This is a genomic window from Furfurilactobacillus curtus (assembly GCF_054657915.1).
In genome coordinates, this window is the sequence record NZ_BAAHXU010000001.1 from 1,745,634 (window position 1) to 1,764,118 (window position 18,485).

The following is an 18,485-nucleotide window of genomic DNA, read 5'->3' on the forward strand; positions in this document are numbered from 1 at the left end:
GGACACGCATGAGGAGACGATTTAAACTTGCGACCCTTACCGCAGCACTCTGTTTGTTGCTGGTTAGTCTGAGCGGGTGTGGCCAATCGTTGGCCCAAAAAGACATTCTGCAACTGGATCGTCATTCCAATGAAATCACGTGGGGCGTGAAGGCTGATACAAAATTATTTGGTTTAATGGATGTGCGTGATAACCAGATTAAAGGTTTTGACGTTGATATGGCCAAGCACATCACCAAACATATTCTAGGAACTAAGGGACAAGCGAAGTTTATTCAAGTCACTTCCCAATCTCGGATTCCGCTATTAAAAAATGGTAACATTGACGCCATCATTGCGACGATGACGATTACGCCTGAACGGGCGAAAATCGTTGATTTTTCCAATTCATATTTTGATGCTGGCCAGTCACTTTTAGTGCCTAATGGCAGTGACATCAAGAATGTACGGGATCTAAATAAGCCGGGCATGACCGTGTTAGGAGTAGTTGGTGCGAATTCAGTTCAAAATATTAAAAAGTATGCACCCAAAGCCCGCGTCTTGGAATTACAAGACTACGCGCAGGCATTGACTTCACTCAAAGCCGGTCAAGGGCAAGCTTTAACAACCGATAATGGGATCCTTTATGGAATGGCAGTCCAAAATCCTGGATTTAAAGTTGTTGGCGGGACCTTTACCAAAGAACCATATGGGGTCGCGGTCAACAAAGGGCAACGTCCATTTGTTCGCGAGATTAATAAGGCTATCAAAGAGATGCAGGCCGATGGCGAATACAATGCGTTGATCAAAAAGTGGTTCGGGAATGTGCCCGGATTTAACTACAAGGAGTTGGAGCGATAATGGCTAATATTTTAACTTCGCACTGGAACGAACTTCTTACTGGTCTGGGCTGGACATTGCTGTCAAGCATTTTGGCACTGTTTTTTAGCCTAATCATTGGCTCCTTGTTTGCGATTATGCAAGTGACCGAAAGCAAGTCAGCTCGAGTCATTGCCCGAATTTACGTCGAAGTTTTCCGTAATATTCCATTGTTGGTCATCACGAGTTTCTTTTACTTGGTCATTCCGATGTATATTGTAAAAGTAAATGGTTTCACGGCTGGTACAATCGGATTAACGATTTATACATCGGCTTTTATTGCTGAAACGGTCCGTTCTGGCATTCAGTCAGTTGACTCCGGGCAGATGGAAGGTGCGCGGGCTAACGGGCTTACTTTTTGGCAGGCCATGCGTTATGTTGTCTTGCCCCAAGCCTTTCGGTTAGTCATTCCGCCATTGGGGAATCAGTTTGTTAACTTAGTGAAAAATTCATCCGTTTTAGCCTTCGTAGCTGGCTTTGATTTAATGTATCAGGCCAATAACATTGCTTCAACGACATTTGACACGATTAATAGTTACATGGTTGTCGGTGTGATATATCTGTTTATTACGATGCCAATCAGTTATTACATGCGTCATCTAGAAAAACGCTTAGCGTAGGGGGCAAGCCGATGAAATCATTTATCGATGCATATTCATGGATCAACTTACGCTACCTACTTGAAGGGCTTTGGGTAACCGTTGAAGTATCAGTCATTTCTGTCATTTTAAGCTTCATCGTTGGTTCACTATTAGGGATTATTCGTTACACTAAAATCAAGTACTTATCTGCAATTGTGGGATTTGTGATCGATGTGATCCGTAATTTGCCACTATTGTTGATTATCTTCTTTACCTACTTTGGTTTGCCTAACTTTGGCTTTAAACCAGAAATTATTCCTGCCACTATTTTAGCGATGACGATCTTTGAATCGTCCATGCTGGCTGAGATTATTCGTTCGGGGATTCAAGCTGTTCCAACTGGTCAAATGGAGGGCGCTAGAGCCAATGGGTTGACCTATTGGCAAGCATTGCGACACATTCTTTTACCACAAGCTTACAAGAAAATGATTCCGGCTTTGGTCAGTCAATTTATTTCCTTGATTAAGGATACATCGTTGGCCACGATCATCGTATTGCCAGATTTGACGTTCCATGCGCAGATTATTTACGGGCAAAACGCTAATTACATCATTCCGATGTTCCTTGCATTAGCGGTGATGTACTTTGTGGTTTGTTATGGTTTATCCGTTGTCGCCAATTATATCGACCGGCGAATGGCGTAGCTTTCAAGCTTAACGAGGATCAATTGACGAACAACTGCTTAAGTGATTGCAACATTGCACTTAAGATGAGTAGGTCCAGTCTGCAAAGCCGTGAAATTATCGCGATAGCCATATTTTAGGATTAGCAGAGACGTTTGCTAATCCTTTTTTGGCAGTTGATGTAGTAAACATGGTTTTTGGATGTCATTGCTGATCACACATACGGACAGTTGTTAATTTTATCCCCGACTGTTAGTGTAAAGTTTTGGTGACAGAATGTTAGGGGTCGGCAAGCTACATCGGAAGTGAATAACAGTAATTCGCTCCATAAAAGTCGCGACCCTGGTCTTTAAATTGGACGGAACCTAAATAGAATCGGTATGATAATGATAGGCAAGAATTGATTAGCTGGTCAGACAACTTCATTGGGAGGCTATTGTAAATGAAAAAAGATAAATTCAAGCCCAAACCAGATGCTACTTCAGCAACAACCCCAAAGCGTCCCGGATTCTTGGGAAAATTTATGTTGTTACTAAGCGTTGCACAGTTATTAATGCAGCTAAATGAATTACGTAAGCGGTGGCATGGGCACGCTTAGCTGGTAAATTTTAGCGTTGCAATGTAAAAGCACGTCGTCAAAGACCCATAATTGTGGGCTTTGGCGACGTGCTTTTTAGGTTCGTTGCTTAGTCGATTCGATATTTTTCAAATCGTTTGGCAGATTCATCCGTTAATTCAACCGTAATTTTCGTTCCTTCAGCGACGTAATCAGTGGCCAAAATATGTGCCTTTTCATTGAGAAAGTTAAGGATATTACCCTGGTCGAAGGGGATCAACAACGTTACGGTTTGATAGTTTTGAAAAATTTGCTCACGGATTATTGCGATTAGTTCATCTAATGAAGCGTCATCCTTGGCCGAGTATATGAGTTGCATGCCTTCTCGAACCGGATAATTGGCGTCCGTTAAATCGGCCTTATTAAACGCAACGATCATTGGAATATCGGTGACGCCAATTGCCGCCAGTGTTTCATTAGTCGTCGTCATCATCGCTTCGCTGTTTGGATCGGCGAAATCAACGACTTGAATGAGTAGGTCCGCATTGGCAGCCTCCGCTAGGGTTGATCGAAAGGCTTCAATTAGGTTATGTGGTAGCTTGCTGACAAAGCCGACGGTATCTGACAGTAAAAATTGTTTTTGATCTGGTAGGGTGATTTGCCGGACACTGGTATCCAAGGTTGCAAATAACATGTTTTTTTCGAAAACTTGCTTGTCTTCATTAGCGCCGAATTTACGAACTAGGCCATTCATGGTTGTCGATTTGCCGGCATTGGTATAACCAACTAAGGCGACCGTTGGCAAGCCATTTTTTTCACGCTGGGTGCGTTGAGTTGTGGCAGCCTTAGTGATTTCAGCCAATTCTGCTTTCAGGTGTTTAATTTGGTTATTGATCGTTCGCCGGTCCATTTCCAGTTGCGTTTCACCGGCCCCGCGGTTAGTGAATCCACCGCCACCACCAGCACCTGTCTGTTGGTCTAGCCGTTGATTGACGCTCGTGTGGAGGCGGGGAAGTTGATACTGCAATTGCGCGATTTGCACTTGCAATTTAGCTTCACGTGTCTGGGCGCGATTGGCGAAAATATCCAAAATGAGGGCAGTTCGATCTAAAACCGATGCTTTGGTTTCCCGTTCAAGGTTACGAATTTGCGAAGCGGTTAGCTCATCGTTAGTCACAATGGTCGTCAAGTCTTCACTGGCAACGATTGTGGCTAGTTCGGCGACTTTCCCCTTGCCGAAGTAAGTACCAGGATGTGGCCGATCCAATTTTTGGCGGACCTCTTCTTTGACGATCATATGGTTGGCAGCCACTAAATTAGCAAGTTCTTCCATCGAATAGTCGAAGTTGCGATCTCCAGTGTTTAGACCAGCGATAATGACTGCCTTAGGTGCAACAGCTGTTTCAGCCATAGACGTTGCCTCGTTTCTAAATGATTTTAATGTACTTAGTATAGCATGAATCCAATGATGGCCGTGATGACGGTGGGATGGTAACGCTTATTGATGGGATGATTAAAAATAAATTAGCAAAAAAACATTGACTTTAATTTTATTTTAATCTAATATCAATTCAACTTTTCGTTACATAAGTTTGATGCGAGGGGTGTACTGCCTGAGTTGAGGGTTGAGGAGTGTGGTTGAATGAGAGTTGGAAAAATTTTGGCACTAGGTGCGGCAGCAACGTTATCGGTATTCACATTAGCAGCCTGTGGGAATAGTCAGGGAGCGTCGGGGCATAAGGGACAGTTAAACCTGATGTTACCGGCTGAAATGCCGACTCTAGATCCGTCAATTGCGACAGATAATGAGTCACTGACCGCCCTGTCAAATACACAGGAAGGAATTTATCGGCTTGGCAAGAACTCAAAGCCTGAGAATGCATTAGCTACTAAGACCACCGTGTCTAAGGATGGGCTTCATTGGACATTTAACTTGCGTCACGGCGTCAAGTGGTCAAATGGTGACACGGTGACAGCCCAAAACTTCGTAGACTCATGGCGACGGACGAACAATCCCAAGACCGGTTCTCAATATGCTTACCTATTTGAAGGGGTGAAGAATGCTGATGCTGTGCAAAAGGGCAAGGCAAAGCTGAGTTCTTTAGGCATTAAAGCTGATGGCAAGTATAAATTATCTGTTACTTTATCGAAGCCAATTCCATATTTTAAATTATTACTCGGCTTTCCAGTCTTTTTCCCGCAAGACCAAAAAGCCATTGACAAGTATGGTAAGAAATATGGTCAAACTTCAGCCACACAAGTTTACAATGGGCCCTTTAAAGTTTCCGGATACAAGGGGACGAATTCTAAATGGAGTTGGGTCAAAAACAACACATACTGGGATAAGAAGCACGTGAAGCTAGATAAGATTAATTTCCAAGTGGTTAAAGAATCCAACACGGCGCTTAACCTATATAACTCCAAGAAAGTTGATATGACCCAGTTGACTGGGGATCAAGTCGCTCAATACAAGAACAACAAAAATTATATTTACCGACCTGGTTCATCGGCGGCCTATGTTGAATTGAACGAAGACAAAGTGCCTGCCTTCAAGAACCAAAAGATTCGGGCAGCATTATCTTACGCAATCAGTCGGACACAGTTAACCAATAACGTGCTACAAGATGGTTCCAAGCCAGCTAAGACATTTACACCACCTAAGTTGGCAAAGGATCCATCCACCGGTGAAGATTTCGCGAGTGAAGCTGAGGTCAAAGGCGCATTGACACAGAATTTAACTAAGGCCAAAGAATTGTTAAAAGAAGGTGAGCAAGAAGCTGGTATCACCGATTTACACTTCAGCCTAATGGCGGATGATACTGATACCGGGAAGAAAAATGCAGAGTTCTTGCAAACCGAATTTGAAAAGTTGCCGGGAGTCAAAGTTGACGTTAATAATGTGCCATATAAGACACGCCTAACACGTTCGGCTGATCACAATTTCCAATCAGTTGTCACGCTGTGGGGCGCTGATTACAACGATCCATACACGTTTGCCCTCTTCACTTCTGATGGGACTTACAACGATGGTCTTTGGAAGAATGCAACGTATGACCAGAATGTTGCCGACTCTGCGGGCAAAAATGCATTGAACAAAGAAGCCCGGTTTAAGAACTTAGTCACGGCCGACCAAACCTTAGTTAAGGATTATGGCGTTTTGCCACTCTACACAGGTTCATTTTCCGGATCAGGACCATTTTTGCAACGACCATACGTTAAAGGGATTATCTACAACTCAGCCGGAATTAATTGGAACTATAAGGAAGCTTATGTTAAATAAGCTTTGTTGAAATAATGAATGAGTTTGATTGATATTTTAGATCGTCACTTTTCGAAATTTGGAGAGTGGCGGTTTTTTGTTGAGTTCGACAATCCACTTGCCTTGGTTAATTTAGCGAGGGCAATTAATCGCACCACTGGGGCTTAATTGCTACGATACCGGTAATTAAGAAAGGAAGGTCCTTATGATGGCATTAACATTAGGTTCATATCAATATGTGCGCGATGTGTATAACCAGAATATGCGGTTAGCACAATATAAATTACCTGAACAATTGACAGATGGCACTCAGACAGTTCACGATGACGGACTTATTAAACTAACCTTGGTTGTTACTGATCAACAAGTAACTAAAATTACGATTGTGACGACGAACCCGCGTGCTACAGAATATATGCAGGTCTTCGAAGGCTTTGAATTTGGCTTTGATGCTGTGGCGACTTGGATTCAAAATTATGAACAATCTGTCACCACTCACGGTCCTTCACAGGGCATCGTTAAGGGGATTTTAGCTGATTACCAGACAACACCTGATGAAGTCCTGACGGTCAACTTGACCCGCGTAGCGAATAGATAATTTGACTTAAATGAAAAAAACCATGGATTAAATGAGAAAAATGCTTTTTAAATTTTCGCAGATCACAGGAATAACGAACGTTTTCTGACATCGATGATTAATTTTATCACCAGAAATAGGATTGTAATGTTGTAAGCGAATCGCTTATATAACAATGATTTGGAGCCTTTTTCAACCCTGATAACAAACGTGATTTTTAAAAATGGCAGAATCTCGATTGACATTAACCAAATTCTCATTTAGTATTCAATCTAAGGTTTTCAAATTGAATCATTTGTCTTGAGGGCCATGGTCGATTACTGGAGTAATGGATCTAACTAGGAGCGTACATCACTCATTGTGGTGGATGTACAGTTGAAAAAGGAGTTGGGGATATGAAGTTGCGGAGAGTACTAGCACTCGGCGCAGTTGCCACCATCTCTGCCATTACGTTAGCAGCGTGTGGCAGCAAAGGTGCATCTTCACATAAAGGAACATTAAATTTAGCTACTACGGCTGAATTGCCAGGTATGGACACGTCTAAGGTGACAGATAATTCATCATTGACTGCCCTAGCTAACACGCAAGAGGGGATCTATCGCATCGGTAAAGATGCGAAGCCTGAAAATGCATTAGCCACCAAGACAACGGTTTCTAAAGACGGGCTGCACTGGACGTTTAACTTGCGTAAGAACACCAAGTGGTCTAACGGAGACACAGTCACCGCGCAAGATTTCGTTTACTCATGGCGACGGACTAATAATCCGAAGACCGCGTCTCAATATGCTTATCTATTTGATGGCGTGAAGAATGCTTCTGCTATTCAGGATAAAAAGGCAGCCGTAAATAGTTTAGGGGTTAAGGCAGACGGCAAGTACAAACTCGAAGTAACCCTTGAAAAGCCAATTCCTTACTTCAAATTGTTACTTGGGTTCCCAATCTTCTTCCCACAAGATCAAAAAGTGGTCGACAAGTATGGTTCAAAGTATGGGATGAAGTCGCAGTACCAAGTTTACAATGGTCCATTTAAGATGGAAGGTTGGACAGGGACCAACACTAAGTGGAAGTGGGTTAAGAACGATACTTACTGGGACAAGAGTGCGGTTAAGACGAAAACCATCAACTTCCAAGTGGTTAAGGAAGCTAACACGGATCTTAACTTATACAACTCCGGTAAAATTGATCAGACGCAATTGACTGGTTCACAGGTTGCCAACTACAAGAAGAGTAAAGATTACAAATTTTATCCTGGTTCAACGTCAGCTTACCTAGAGCTTAACCAAGCCAAGGTACCAGCCTTCAAGAACGAAAAAATTCGGCAAGCTTTGTCTTTGGCCATTGACCGCAAGCAATTGACTGATAACGTCTTACAAGACGGCTCAAAGCCAGCTACTGGTTTTATTCCAACAGACATTGCCAAGAACCCATCCACAGGTGAAGACTTTGCTAAGCAGGCTGAAGTTAGTGGCTACACAGATCACGACTTAGCCAAGGCAAAGCAGTTACTTAAAGAAGGGGAAAAAGAAGTCGGCATTTCTAGTTTGAACTTTAGTTTACTGGCCGATGATACCTCAACAGGTAAGTCAAATTCCGAATTCTTACAATCACAATTTGAAAAGCTACCAGGCGTTAAGGTAACACTGCAAAATGTGCCATTTAAGAATCGGTTGGCCAAGTCACAATCTGGCGACTTTGACTCTGTTGTTTCACTATGGGGCGCTGATTACAATGATCCATACACTTATTCATCGATTATGACTTCCGACAACTCTCAAAATGATGGTAAGTGGAATAACGCAGAGTATGATACTTTGGTTAAAGACTCAGCTGGTAAGGACGCTAATAATAAGCAAGCTCGTTACAACGATTTAGTTAATGCTGAAAAGATCTTGACGAAAGATGTTGGGGTCGTGCCACTTTACTGGGGGACAGCATCAGGTTCTGGTCCATTCTTGACCAAGAGTTATGTTAAGGGTCTCATTTACAACTCTGCAGGAATTAACTGGAACTACAAGAACGTTGACGTTAAGTAATCAGGTGACGTTCGCACGAACCGAAAGGGTTAACCGTTTCGGGCAACGTGGAGAAAGACCATTTCGTTCTGGTTTCTCTCCACGTTTTGTTTTAAGATAAATGTTAATGATTTTCAGCAAAATCTCATTTGTTGAAAATCTAGCAATTATTACTCGTTTGGTTAGATTGTGAGGAAGTAGTTTATGGCAAAATACCTACTGAAGCGTTTGTTTTACCTCCTCCTAACGCTATTTCTGATTGCGACCATCACGTTCTTCATGATGAAGTTGTTGCCAGGGACACCGTTAAGTAACGAGTCGAAACTCTCGCATGCTCAGATTCAAATGATTTATCACACGTATGGGTTAGATAAGCCAGTATGGCAACAATATGTAATTTATCTAGCCGGAATGGTTCACGGCAACTTTGGCCTTTCATTCCAATTTGATAATCAACCCGTGTCTTACCTTTTAGCAACGCGGATGCCAGCCTCCTTCCAATTAGGGGTACAGGCAATGATTATTGGCGTGTTATTAGGGATCATCGTTGGGGGCATCGCTGCCATTCGCCGCAACACCTGGGTTGATGGTACGATGACGATTATTTCAATCTTAATGATTTCCATTCCAAGCTTTGTTTTGGCCATTTTGTTGCAGTACTATCTTGGCCTTAAAGCTGGGGCCTTCCCCGTGGCTGGTTGGGGGAACTTCGCATACACGATTCTACCAACTATTGCGTTAGCAGGTTCGCCCTTTGCCACGACGGCGCGGTTTATCCGTACTGAAATGGTCGATGTTATGAGCTCCGATTACATTGAATTAGCGAAGGCCAAGGGGTTATCACAGACCGGCGTGGTTTATCACCATGCTTTGCGTAATTCCTTGATCCCATTGATTACGTTAATTGGTCCCTTGACTGTTAACCTGATGACTGGATCGCTGGTGGTGGAAAATATCTTCGCCGTCCCCGGAATTGGGGAACAATTTGTTAAGTCGATTACGACTAACGATTACCCAACGATCATGGGGATTACGATGATGTACTCCGTGCTACTCGTGGTCGTCTTGTTATTAACGGATATTGTTTACGGTATTGTTGATCCACGAATTCGTCTGCAAGGAGGTCAAGGCTAATGGCTGAAAACGTCAATGTTCCAGATGATGCATTTGAACCGCTTGGTAAAGAAGATCATCTAGATAATGAAAAAATTGCCGCTCCGTCGTTGACTTTCACGCAGGATGCATGGCGGCGGTTAAAGAAAAATAAAATTGCCTTTGTCTCAATGTGGATTTTATTGGTCATCTTCGCGTTAGCCTTGATTGGCCCGGTGATTTCACCGCATCAACCGAATAACGCGCAACCCGCATATACGAACTTGCCACCAAAAATTCCAGGTGTTCATATTCCTGGTCTAGACGGAACAAAAAGTGTTGACGGTGGCCGGGTTAATGCCTACACCGCCCAGCATGTACCTGCTGGCAAATATTGGATTTTGGGCACGGATTACTTAGGTCGTGATCTGTTGTCACGGATCATTGCCGGGACCCGTGTCTCCCTGGCGGTTGCGCTAATTGCCACCTTGCTTGATTTAACTGTCGGGATCGGGTATGGACTGATTTCAGGTTGGCGGGGCGGCCGAACGGACTTAATTCTGCAACGGATTATCGAAATTCTGTCTTCCGTCCCTAACTTGGTTTACATGATTTTGTTACTGGTCGTGATGAAAGGGTCACTGTTGTCAATTTCTTTGGCGATCGCGATCTCCGGTTGGACGACGATGGCCCGTTTGATTCGGGCCGAAACGTTGACTTTGAAGAGTCAAGAATATATCTTGGCGGCTCGTACGCTAGGTGAAAGTTCATGGAAGATTGCCATGCGGCATTTAATTCCCAACATGAGCTCGGTCATCATTATTCAGACAATGTTTACGATCCCCAGCGCCATCTTCTTTGAGGCCTTCCTTTCTTACATTGGGATTGGGATCCAACCACCGACTGCTTCACTAGGGACCTTGATTTCTGATGGGCAAAAGAACTTCCAGTTTTTACCTTTCCAGATGTGGTACCCGGCCATCGTGTTGATGGTGATCATGATTTGTTTCAACCTGTTTGCTGATGGCTTACGGGATGCCTTTGACCCACGTTCAAGAGAGTAGGTGACGTTAATCGTGGAAAGTACTGAGAATGAAAATTTAATCGAAGTCAACCACCTGCGCATTAACTTCAACACCTATGCAGGTAAAGTTAAGGCGATTCGTGATGTCTCGTTCCATTTAAAAAAGGGTGAAACGCTGGCAATTGTTGGTGAATCTGGTTCGGGTAAATCGGTAACGACACGGGCTTTAATGGGATTGAACGCCGACAATGCTGAAATTGCTGGTGGTGAAATCTTGTTTCATGGTCAAGATGTCCTTAAGAAGTCTGAACAAGAAATGCAACAAATTCGTGGTAAAGATATTGCGATGATCTTTCAGGACCCAATGACTTCGTTGGATCCAACAATGAAAATTGGTCGTCAGATCGCTGAACCATTGCGGGTTCACAATCATGTTTCACGCGAAAAAGCGATGGAGCAAGCTTTAGAAATGTTAAAGTTGGTTGGTATCACTGATGCAGAACACCGGATCAACGATTACCCACACCAATTTTCTGGTGGGATGCGGCAACGAATCGTGATCGCAATCGCTTTAATCTGTTATCCAGAAGTTCTGATCGCCGATGAACCTACGACTGCTTTGGATGTAACCATCCAAGCACAGATCTTGAAATTGATGAAAGAACTTCAAGAAAAGATTGAGACTTCCATCATTTTCATTACCCATGATCTTGGGGTTGTTGCTGGTATGGCTGACCGGATTGCCGTTATGTATGCCGGTAAAATCGTGGAATACGGCACGGTTGACGAAATCTTCTACAATCCACAACACCCTTATACATGGGGGTTATTGAACTCGATGCCGACGCTAGATACGCGCAGCGGCGACTTGTCCGCTATTCCTGGTACGCCGCCAGATTTGCTCGACCCGCCTAAGGGAGATGCATTTGCGGCCCGTAATCCGTATGCGCTAAAGATTGATGCAGAACAGGAACCTCCGTTCTTTAAGGTCTCTGAAACACATTACGCGGCAACTTGGCTATTAGATCCACGTTCACCACAAGTGGTGCCACCGGTGGCCATTGCGAAACGACAAGATCAATGGGCCAAGATGCACAATGCCGATGGCGAATTGATTCGACCAGAAGCACCGCTACCGACACCGGCCGCTCCGAGCGACGATGATCGTGAATAAAGAAAGGAGCGTCAAAATGGATTACACAGATCGGAAAAAGATTTTAGAAGTTAAAGATCTGAAGCAGTACTTCAACGTTGGCAAACGTGATGAAGTTCGTGCCGTTGACGACGTTTCCTTCGACATTTACGAAGGGGAAACGTTTGGCCTAGTTGGTGAATCGGGTTCTGGCAAAACGACGACTGGGCGAGCAATCATTCATTTATATGAACCAACTGGCGGTGAGGTGCGCTTTGATGGACGTGATGTTTCTAAAATCAAAGATCGTAAGGAACAGTTGGAATTTCGGAAAGAAATGCAGATGATTTTCCAAGACCCATATGCGTCATTAAACCCCCGGATGAAAGTCAAAGACATCGTCGCTGAAGGAATTGATATCCACCATTTAGCTAAAAATGACGAAGAGCGTTCTAAAATGGTGGAAGATTTACTGGAAACGGTTGGTTTAAATAAAGACCATTCTAGTCGTTATCCTCATGAATTCTCTGGTGGTCAGCGTCAACGGATTGGAATCGCACGGGCGTTGGCCGTTAATCCTAAATTCATCATTGCAGATGAACCCATTTCAGCACTGGATGTTTCGATTCAGGCGCAAGTGGTTAATTTGATGAAGGAATTGCAAGTTAAGCAGAGTTTGACTTATCTCTTCATCGCCCATGACCTGTCAATGGTGAAGTATATCTCTGACCGAATCGGAGTGATGCATTATGGAAGAATGTTAGAAATCGGCCCAGCCGATGAGGTTTACACCAAACCACTACACGACTATACGACGAGCCTATTGTCAGCCGTGCCCATTCCTGATCCAGAGATTGAACGGACCCGACAGCAGTTGGACTATGATTCCAGTCGTGAAAGTGATGGTAAACCACGTAAGATGGTGGAAATTGCACCGCATCACTTTGTTCGGGCGGCTGAAGATGAAATTGGGATGTATCAAGATCGTGCTCGTAAGGCCGGCCTAGAAGTCTTACAGCAAGCTTAGTGATTATTTGAAGTTGTTGGTTGCTTTCAAGTGAAGGCGGTCAACGACTTTTTTGTTCAACAAAAACAGCGACTTCACTGAGGAAGTCGCTGTTAGAGTGGTTTATTTTTTGAAAATATGTCAGGAGATATTGTTGACAGAGTTGTTGGCCATCAACACTATCTAAGATAACTGGTGGAGCTTAAAATAACTTAAAAACCACCAATTTTTTTGAACAAAGTTGTTCGGCCAGCTAAAAACCTTCCTGCTAGCCATAACAGGAAGGCTTTTGGGGGATGAATTCTTTCGGAGTGTAGGAGTGTGATAGCAATATTGCTATCAACAATATTTAAGATACTGAATCAAGCTTAAATAGACCTGAAAATATAACTGAAAGACCAGATTTCTTTAATAATGCTCCATCCTTGCGATTAGCCTGCTCAATCGTGATTGTCCGTTGTTGCTCAGATTCAAAACGGTCTTGCTTACACTCTGATGTAAACGTGTTCGCCAGACCTGAGTCCTATGCACAACCAGCAATCACTACCGGGTGAAGCCCACCCGTCCATGATTTCCAGTTGTTGCTCGGCCTCACTCGGTCTTGCTTACACTCTGATGTAAACGTGTTCGCCAGACCTGAGTCCTATGCACAACCAGCAATCACTACCGGGTGAAGCCCACCCGTCCGTGATTTCCAGTTGTTGCTCGGCCTCACTCGGTCTTGCTCACACTCTCTGATAAAAGCTAGGCAACCGCCCTAGATAAGTTGTAAACTGTGGTGGATACGAAAACCACAATTTGGCTTTGATGTTAGCCAGCAATTTTGGAGGATTTCCATGAAGGTTAAACAGATCCTGACAGCAACCGCGCTTTTAGGGGCCGCAGCCGTCACGGCTCAGGCGCGTTTGATTGAGCGTCGTAGTGTTAGTAGTAAGGTCTTGGCTGGGTTAATGCGTCTACAACCCAAAAAAATGTTTAGTCCCTATAAGCATGCGGAAAATTTAGTCACGTATGAATATTTTGCTGAAAAAAATGCGAAACCTTGGCAAATGAATCAGCAGTTTAAAGCCAAGTATCATGCGATCATGTCGTCAACGTATCCTTCAACTTATGAATTCCATGGACGTTATCATGACAATCGATATACCGTTATTTACTTGCATGGCGGTCGTTTTTGGAATCAGCCACAAGCGATGCAAATTCGGTTTGCCCGTAAACTAGCTGATACATTATCAGGGACAGTGTTAATGCCGATCTATCCACTGGCTCCAAATTACGACTACCAGGATGTTTTAACCTCATTGGAACGGTTGTATCGTGAGGTACTCAAGACAGTCGATCCGGCTAAGTTAATTATTATTGGCGACTCCGCTGGGGGTGGCTTGGCATTGACATTAGCTGAGGCACTAAAGGAGTGGGACCTGCCGCAACCGAAAAACATTGTGGCCCTTTCCCCGGTGTTAGATGTGGGCTTAACCAATGATGAAATTCGGTATTATGAGGCTGCCGATCCGGTCTTAGATCGTTACTCGTTACAAGTGATGATGGGTCATTATTATGCGCACAATACCGTCACGACCGACTGGCACGTTAGTCCGCTGTATGGAGATGTCACTGGGCTGGGACGGTTAACCATTTTTGTTGGCACGCGGGAATTACTTTATCCAGACGCAGTTAAATTTCGTGAAAAGGCTAAACAAGCTGGCGTTGACATTGACTTTTTCGATTATCCTTATATGATGCACAATTTCTTCAGCTTGCCGTTACCCGAGACTGATCAAGCCTTTGATCAACTGATTTTTGTGCTGGAACAACCATTGGCAATCGGCTAGTTGAGATTTGTGTTACGCTGAGATATTTAATATGGTTGACTTCAGACAAAAATAGTTTTATCCTGTTGGTCACATTCAGGCGAAAGGCGAGGTGCTCAGGATGAATGAAGTGATCTTGTATTTAGCTAACCATATTGAAAATGACGAATTACTCGGACGCTTGGTTCATGATATTGCCGCTTATGAAAGCTCGGAGCAGTCACGACCGACTAAGCAACTGGCCCGTCAAATCAATCAGGTGGCGCGTCGTTTTGTTGAAGGTGAAGAAGATCGTGTTGACTTAACTCACGTGCATCGTGACCCTAAATTAGCGGCATTGACGATGGCTTTAAAACAGTCGTCACAACATGACAGAATGGCTGGACAGCCGCTATTGGCAGCACCGCGATATACGACTGAGCAAGCATAACTCGGCAATCGTTGCTGAACGTATCATAATAGAATCGCTCTGAATTTTAATTTACGAGGCGCTCCAGCTTAAGTGGGCGTCTTTTTTGATGACGGTGGTTTATCCAAAATGGTCTTCGGTGGGTAACTAGCCGTTTTTTAAGGGCGAACAAAAAATAAGCAGGTGCGCACCCAATTGAAGTCGCACCTGCTTATTTATTTTATTCCTTAAAGTTGAGCGTCGAGACGATCAGTATAATTAACTGTGACGTGGTCGGCGTCGATGGTTAATTTAGTGACGCTACCATTGCGTGGCCCAGGTTGGGATGCAAATTTGTCGGAATAGTGATCGATGACATGTCGTAAATACGTTCCATGGGTTACCACTAAGACATTATCACCATCGTGATGTTGTTGCCGCAAGAAGGTGATGCCAGCTTGAATTCGACGCCATAAATCATCGTAGTGCTCCGCATGATGATAAGGGTCAGCGTCAGCGACCAAGTTAGTTGCATCTTTGAGTCCCAGCTTTTCGATCAAGGCGTTGTAGCTATCGCCGCCCTTGGGGGAACCGATTTGATGCCACATGAGCATGTCATCATAGCCTTCCCAGAAGCCAAAGAATTGTTCACGGAATTCTGGGCGCTGAATCGGCTGTGAAAGTGCACTAGGATTGGCGGCCAAAATTAGTTTTCCCGTGGCAAAAGTCCGCGGTAAATCGCTCGAATAAGCAGCATCGAACGGAATCTGGCTCAGCAATAAACCGGCGTGTTCGCCATCGTTAATTCCTTTTTCGGTCAGCGGTGCGTCCACCCACCCTTGCATCCGATGATATAAATTCAGATAAGTTTGCCCGTGACGAACCATGTAAACATTAAATGACATGAGAGCCTCCGTAATTATTAATAGTCCTATCATAGCAAATTCCGGTGTTTCGCTCCAATCAATCTAGTCAATTGATGGCGTCAACTTTTAGTGGGGTAGTCACTTAGACTAGTGATAGGTTAAACCTTGACAGTGTTATCCACGATCGACCAAGCGTGAACTTTACGGGCATTCGGTTGGAACGCCGTGGGCCTGCTCTGAACGTGGAAGTACCCTGATTTCACAGTCAGACTTTATCGTAAGCGAAGGACGCTAACGATAACGACACAGGCTGAGCCGATGCCCGCTACGTCCAGGTTGGTCTACTTTTCAGTTCACTCACCTATCTTTCGACTTGCAGCGTGATCGCTTCTATCGGGCGGACCAAAGGCGATTTTGATCCTATTGGACAAGCTGTGGGCTTGATACTATCGCATTTTGTGCTAACACTCGTGTCCAATGTTCGTTCGCCAATTGCCTTAATCCGGTCCGCCTGTCGACCTGCAAGTAATGAAATAGCGGACTTTCCAAACGAAGTGACCATTTCGGTAATGATTTTTTGTAATACAGACGACAAGCGTGATTCCTCCAGTGTGTTTAGATTGTTTTCTTCAAATTAACATTCGATCACTAGAGGGGTCACTCCCTTTTTATTCTTAGAATTCTACCCGCTTAAACTTTACGTCGACAATCAATTGCAGGGTGACAGAACCAGTGACAAAGTTAAGCCAGTCGATTTTACTAATGATTAACGGTCCCAAGAGCTGCGCGGATGTCGGCAATGGCGGCTTTAGAGCCAGTGAAAATTAAGCGATCATTGAGCTGTAACACTAAATTTCCAGTTGGTTTGATAAATTGTCGATTACGAATTACCTGTGAAATTGTGATTTGATTGATGAATGGCAGATCGCTGAGATTGATGCCGGTGAAACGCTGGTTCAGGATAGTGACTTCGAAAATTCCCGCATCGGTGTCGGTCAAAATGCGCAAGGTATCAGGCGCTTCAATGAGACTGCGCGACAAGGCTAGTGTGATTTCCCCCGTATTGAAGACCTCGACCCCTGCTGCAGTGAGTTGATCTTCGGTTTGATCTAAAATATTGCGATCTTCATAGCGAACCAATACGCGGGGCACACCGTATTCTTTAGCAGCTAAGGCAACGCCGGCGTTTTGGGCCGCGTTATAATGACCAATAAACAAGATATCGGCATCAAAGGCACCAATATCAGCGAGTCGTTTAGGCGTGAATGGATCGACCAATGTGACATTAACTTCACTATTATAGGCACGATAGTTTTCTGGTTTATCCGTAAACATGGCAATGTCATACCACCCTTTAGCCAGTTGCTGGGCCACCGGGACGGTGGTGATGTTGGTGCCAATGAAATGGACCGTTTGTTTGGGCAATGGTTCAGCGTCAGCAGCAAATAAGCGGTTAAATAGTAGTGGTGCAAAGATACAGGTAATAATCGCCGCTAACAAAAAGGCACCAGCTTGTTGATTCGTCATTTGATGGAGCGAGACAGCAACGGAATCAATAGCCAAAACTAACGTGATGGTGGTCACCGATAGGGCAGTTCCGGCCGTTGCATTGACGGCCTTAAAGCGTAATTTCAGAATGGGCCAGATCGCAAGTTTGGCCACCACGTAGCCAATAAATAGTAAAGGAATCAATAAGAGGGTCTGCGGACTGGCCATTAGGGCGGGGATGTCTAATTTAACGCCAGTCATGATGAAAAAAATCGGGATGAAGAAGCCGTAACCGATTGAATCGAGTTTCTCTTGCGTCGCTGGTCGTGGTTCGAGTAATTTCATCACAATACCAGCAACAAACGCCCCGAGGATGTTCTCGGCTCCCACCGTTTCAGCCACAGTGACGAGGGCGACAATGAGGAAGAAAGCTAAGCGGATGTCCAACTGAGTGGTTGATTTATTAATTCGTTCAAACCACGTGAAAAAGGTGCGGAAGCGTAGTTGCAAGATGGCAGCGACAATGAATAAGATCAGCACCCAATAGATTGATTTGCTCGCATGACCGACCAGACTCGCATAGACCGTGAGACTCAGCATCGGGACCACTTCACCTAGAACTGCGATTAAGAGCAAGGTTTGTCCATAGGGGCGACTGAGCAATTCGTTTTCTTTTAGCGTAGCGATTACCACCCCCAACGCGATGGTGGCAAATAAAATGGCAGCTAACCATGGATCTGTGAATAAGCCGGTGGTTTTGAGGGTCCAACCCATTGCAATTGCTAATATGACGACGGTGCCATAAGCGAGGATGGCGAGCATGAGTGGACCCAGTTGTCGCGGTGAATTGGCGGCGGCCTTCTTTGCACGTGCCGTTTGAGGTAGGGGATGGCGACGAAAAAGGCTGAAATCAATTTCCATGCCACTTAAAAATAATAGAATAATCACGCCTAATGTGGACAATTGGTTGAGCGTGCTCGAGGTATGAATCCAGTTGAAACCGCTCGTGCCGAGGACAATACCGACAATGATTTCGACGACGGCGGTCGGTAAGAACGTAATTTTAAAACGAGCCATTAACAAGGGTGTCATTAAGGCCGCTAATAATAAGATTAATAGTGAAAGTTGCCCCATGGAACGTGCCTCCCAAGGT

The 18,485-nt window shown here is 44.4% G+C and carries 16 protein-coding genes; 13 read left to right on the forward strand and 3 right to left on the reverse strand.

Features of this window, described 5'->3' with window-relative positions; all coding sequences use genetic code 11:
- Nucleotides 1-8: 8 nt before the first annotated feature.
- From ACYQ0Y_RS08160 to ACYQ0Y_RS08175, 4 genes are all read left to right on the forward strand, one after another.
- Nucleotides 9-839, forward strand: a complete 831-nt coding sequence (locus tag ACYQ0Y_RS08160; protein ID WP_407883171.1) for a glutamate ABC transporter substrate-binding protein — start codon at nt 9-11, stop codon at nt 837-839.
- Complete coding sequence (locus tag ACYQ0Y_RS08165) at nt 839-1,477, forward strand: amino acid ABC transporter permease (RefSeq protein ID WP_407883173.1); 639 nt, start codon at nt 839-841, stop codon at nt 1,475-1,477. Before ACYQ0Y_RS08160 ends, ACYQ0Y_RS08165 begins: the two co-directional genes overlap by 1 nt.
- An 11-nt stretch (nt 1,478-1,488) precedes the next feature.
- Nucleotides 1,489-2,142, forward strand: coding sequence for an amino acid ABC transporter permease (locus tag ACYQ0Y_RS08170; protein WP_407883175.1), 654 nt, complete (start codon nt 1,489-1,491; stop codon nt 2,140-2,142).
- A 421-nt stretch (nt 2,143-2,563) separates the two neighbouring features.
- On the forward strand, nt 2,564-2,719 hold the full coding sequence (locus ACYQ0Y_RS08175; RefSeq protein ID WP_407883177.1) for a hypothetical protein: 156 nt from the start codon (nt 2,564-2,566) through the stop codon (nt 2,717-2,719).
- Between the two features lie 88 nt (nt 2,720-2,807).
- Here the strand turns inward: ACYQ0Y_RS08175 and hflX are convergent, their stop codons facing one another.
- Nucleotides 2,808-4,088 (reverse strand): GTPase HflX, encoded by a 1,281-nt coding sequence (hflX, locus tag ACYQ0Y_RS08180; protein ID WP_407883179.1) that lies wholly within the window; start codon nt 4,086-4,088, stop codon nt 2,808-2,810.
- Nucleotides 4,089-4,319: 231 nt separating this feature from the next.
- On the opposite strand from hflX, the gene ACYQ0Y_RS08185 reads away from it, so the two are divergent.
- From ACYQ0Y_RS08185 to ACYQ0Y_RS08225, 9 genes are all read left to right on the forward strand, one after another.
- On the forward strand, nt 4,320-5,957 hold the full coding sequence (locus ACYQ0Y_RS08185) for a peptide ABC transporter substrate-binding protein (protein WP_407883181.1): 1,638 nt from the start codon (nt 4,320-4,322) through the stop codon (nt 5,955-5,957).
- A 187-nt stretch (nt 5,958-6,144) separates the two neighbouring features.
- Nucleotides 6,145-6,534 (forward strand): hypothetical protein, encoded by a 390-nt coding sequence (locus tag ACYQ0Y_RS08190; RefSeq protein ID WP_407883457.1) that lies wholly within the window; start codon nt 6,145-6,147, stop codon nt 6,532-6,534.
- Between the two features lie 374 nt (nt 6,535-6,908).
- On the forward strand, nt 6,909-8,546 hold the full coding sequence (locus ACYQ0Y_RS08195; RefSeq protein ID WP_407883183.1) for a peptide ABC transporter substrate-binding protein: 1,638 nt from the start codon (nt 6,909-6,911) through the stop codon (nt 8,544-8,546).
- A 183-nt stretch (nt 8,547-8,729) separates the two neighbouring features.
- A complete protein-coding gene (gene opp3b, locus ACYQ0Y_RS08200; RefSeq protein WP_407883185.1) occupies nt 8,730-9,659 on the forward strand; it encodes an oligopeptide ABC transporter permease in 930 nt (309 codons plus the stop codon).
- Entirely contained in the window at nt 9,659-10,681 is a 1,023-nt protein-coding gene (locus tag ACYQ0Y_RS08205; protein WP_407883187.1) for an ABC transporter permease, read from the forward strand. The genes opp3b and ACYQ0Y_RS08205 overlap by 1 nt, the downstream gene beginning before the upstream one ends.
- A 12-nt stretch (nt 10,682-10,693) precedes the next feature.
- Entirely contained in the window at nt 10,694-11,815 is a 1,122-nt protein-coding gene (locus ACYQ0Y_RS08210) for an ABC transporter ATP-binding protein (protein WP_407883189.1), read from the forward strand.
- Nucleotides 11,816-11,831: 16 nt separating this feature from the next.
- On the forward strand, nt 11,832-12,800 hold the full coding sequence (locus ACYQ0Y_RS08215; RefSeq protein WP_407883191.1) for an ABC transporter ATP-binding protein: 969 nt from the start codon (nt 11,832-11,834) through the stop codon (nt 12,798-12,800).
- An 815-nt stretch (nt 12,801-13,615) separates the two neighbouring features.
- Entirely contained in the window at nt 13,616-14,611 is a 996-nt protein-coding gene (locus ACYQ0Y_RS08220; RefSeq protein ID WP_407883193.1) for an alpha/beta hydrolase fold domain-containing protein, read from the forward strand.
- 100 nt (nt 14,612-14,711) lie between these two features.
- Entirely contained in the window at nt 14,712-15,020 is a 309-nt protein-coding gene (locus tag ACYQ0Y_RS08225) for a hypothetical protein (RefSeq protein ID WP_407883194.1), read from the forward strand.
- 206 nt (nt 15,021-15,226) lie between these two features.
- On the opposite strand, the gene ACYQ0Y_RS08230 is transcribed toward ACYQ0Y_RS08225, so the two are convergent.
- Together ACYQ0Y_RS08230 and ACYQ0Y_RS08235 are read right to left on the reverse strand one after the other, a co-directional pair.
- Entirely contained in the window at nt 15,227-15,883 is a 657-nt protein-coding gene (locus ACYQ0Y_RS08230; RefSeq protein WP_407883196.1) for a histidine phosphatase family protein, read from the reverse strand.
- Between the two features lie 720 nt (nt 15,884-16,603).
- On the reverse strand, nt 16,604-18,466 hold the full coding sequence (locus ACYQ0Y_RS08235) for a monovalent cation:proton antiporter family protein (protein ID WP_407883198.1): 1,863 nt from the start codon (nt 18,464-18,466) through the stop codon (nt 16,604-16,606).
- Nucleotides 18,467-18,485 lie beyond the last annotated feature (19 nt).

Coding starts and splice junctions, on each gene's coding strand:
- ACYQ0Y_RS08160 (WP_407883171.1), top strand. CDS start 9: ATGAGGAGACGATTTAAACTTGCGACCCTTACCGCAGCACTCTGTTTG.
- ACYQ0Y_RS08165 (WP_407883173.1), top strand. CDS start 839: ATGGCTAATATTTTAACTTCGCACTGGAACGAACTTCTTACTGGTCTG.
- ACYQ0Y_RS08170 (WP_407883175.1), top strand. CDS start 1,489: ATGAAATCATTTATCGATGCATATTCATGGATCAACTTACGCTACCTA.
- ACYQ0Y_RS08175 (WP_407883177.1), top strand. CDS start 2,564: ATGAAAAAAGATAAATTCAAGCCCAAACCAGATGCTACTTCAGCAACA.
- hflX (WP_407883179.1), bottom strand. CDS start 4,088: ATGGCTGAAACAGCTGTTGCACCTAAGGCAGTCATTATCGCTGGTCTA.
- ACYQ0Y_RS08185 (WP_407883181.1), top strand. CDS start 4,320: ATGAGAGTTGGAAAAATTTTGGCACTAGGTGCGGCAGCAACGTTATCG.
- ACYQ0Y_RS08190 (WP_407883457.1), top strand. CDS start 6,145: ATGGCATTAACATTAGGTTCATATCAATATGTGCGCGATGTGTATAAC.
- ACYQ0Y_RS08195 (WP_407883183.1), top strand. CDS start 6,909: ATGAAGTTGCGGAGAGTACTAGCACTCGGCGCAGTTGCCACCATCTCT.
- opp3b (WP_407883185.1), top strand. CDS start 8,730: ATGGCAAAATACCTACTGAAGCGTTTGTTTTACCTCCTCCTAACGCTA.
- ACYQ0Y_RS08205 (WP_407883187.1), top strand. CDS start 9,659: ATGGCTGAAAACGTCAATGTTCCAGATGATGCATTTGAACCGCTTGGT.
- ACYQ0Y_RS08215 (WP_407883191.1), top strand. CDS start 11,832: ATGGATTACACAGATCGGAAAAAGATTTTAGAAGTTAAAGATCTGAAG.
- ACYQ0Y_RS08220 (WP_407883193.1), top strand. CDS start 13,616: ATGAAGGTTAAACAGATCCTGACAGCAACCGCGCTTTTAGGGGCCGCA.
- ACYQ0Y_RS08225 (WP_407883194.1), top strand. CDS start 14,712: ATGAATGAAGTGATCTTGTATTTAGCTAACCATATTGAAAATGACGAA.
- ACYQ0Y_RS08230 (WP_407883196.1), bottom strand. CDS start 15,883: ATGTCATTTAATGTTTACATGGTTCGTCACGGGCAAACTTATCTGAAT.
- ACYQ0Y_RS08235 (WP_407883198.1), bottom strand. CDS start 18,466: ATGGGGCAACTTTCACTATTAATCTTATTATTAGCGGCCTTAATGACA.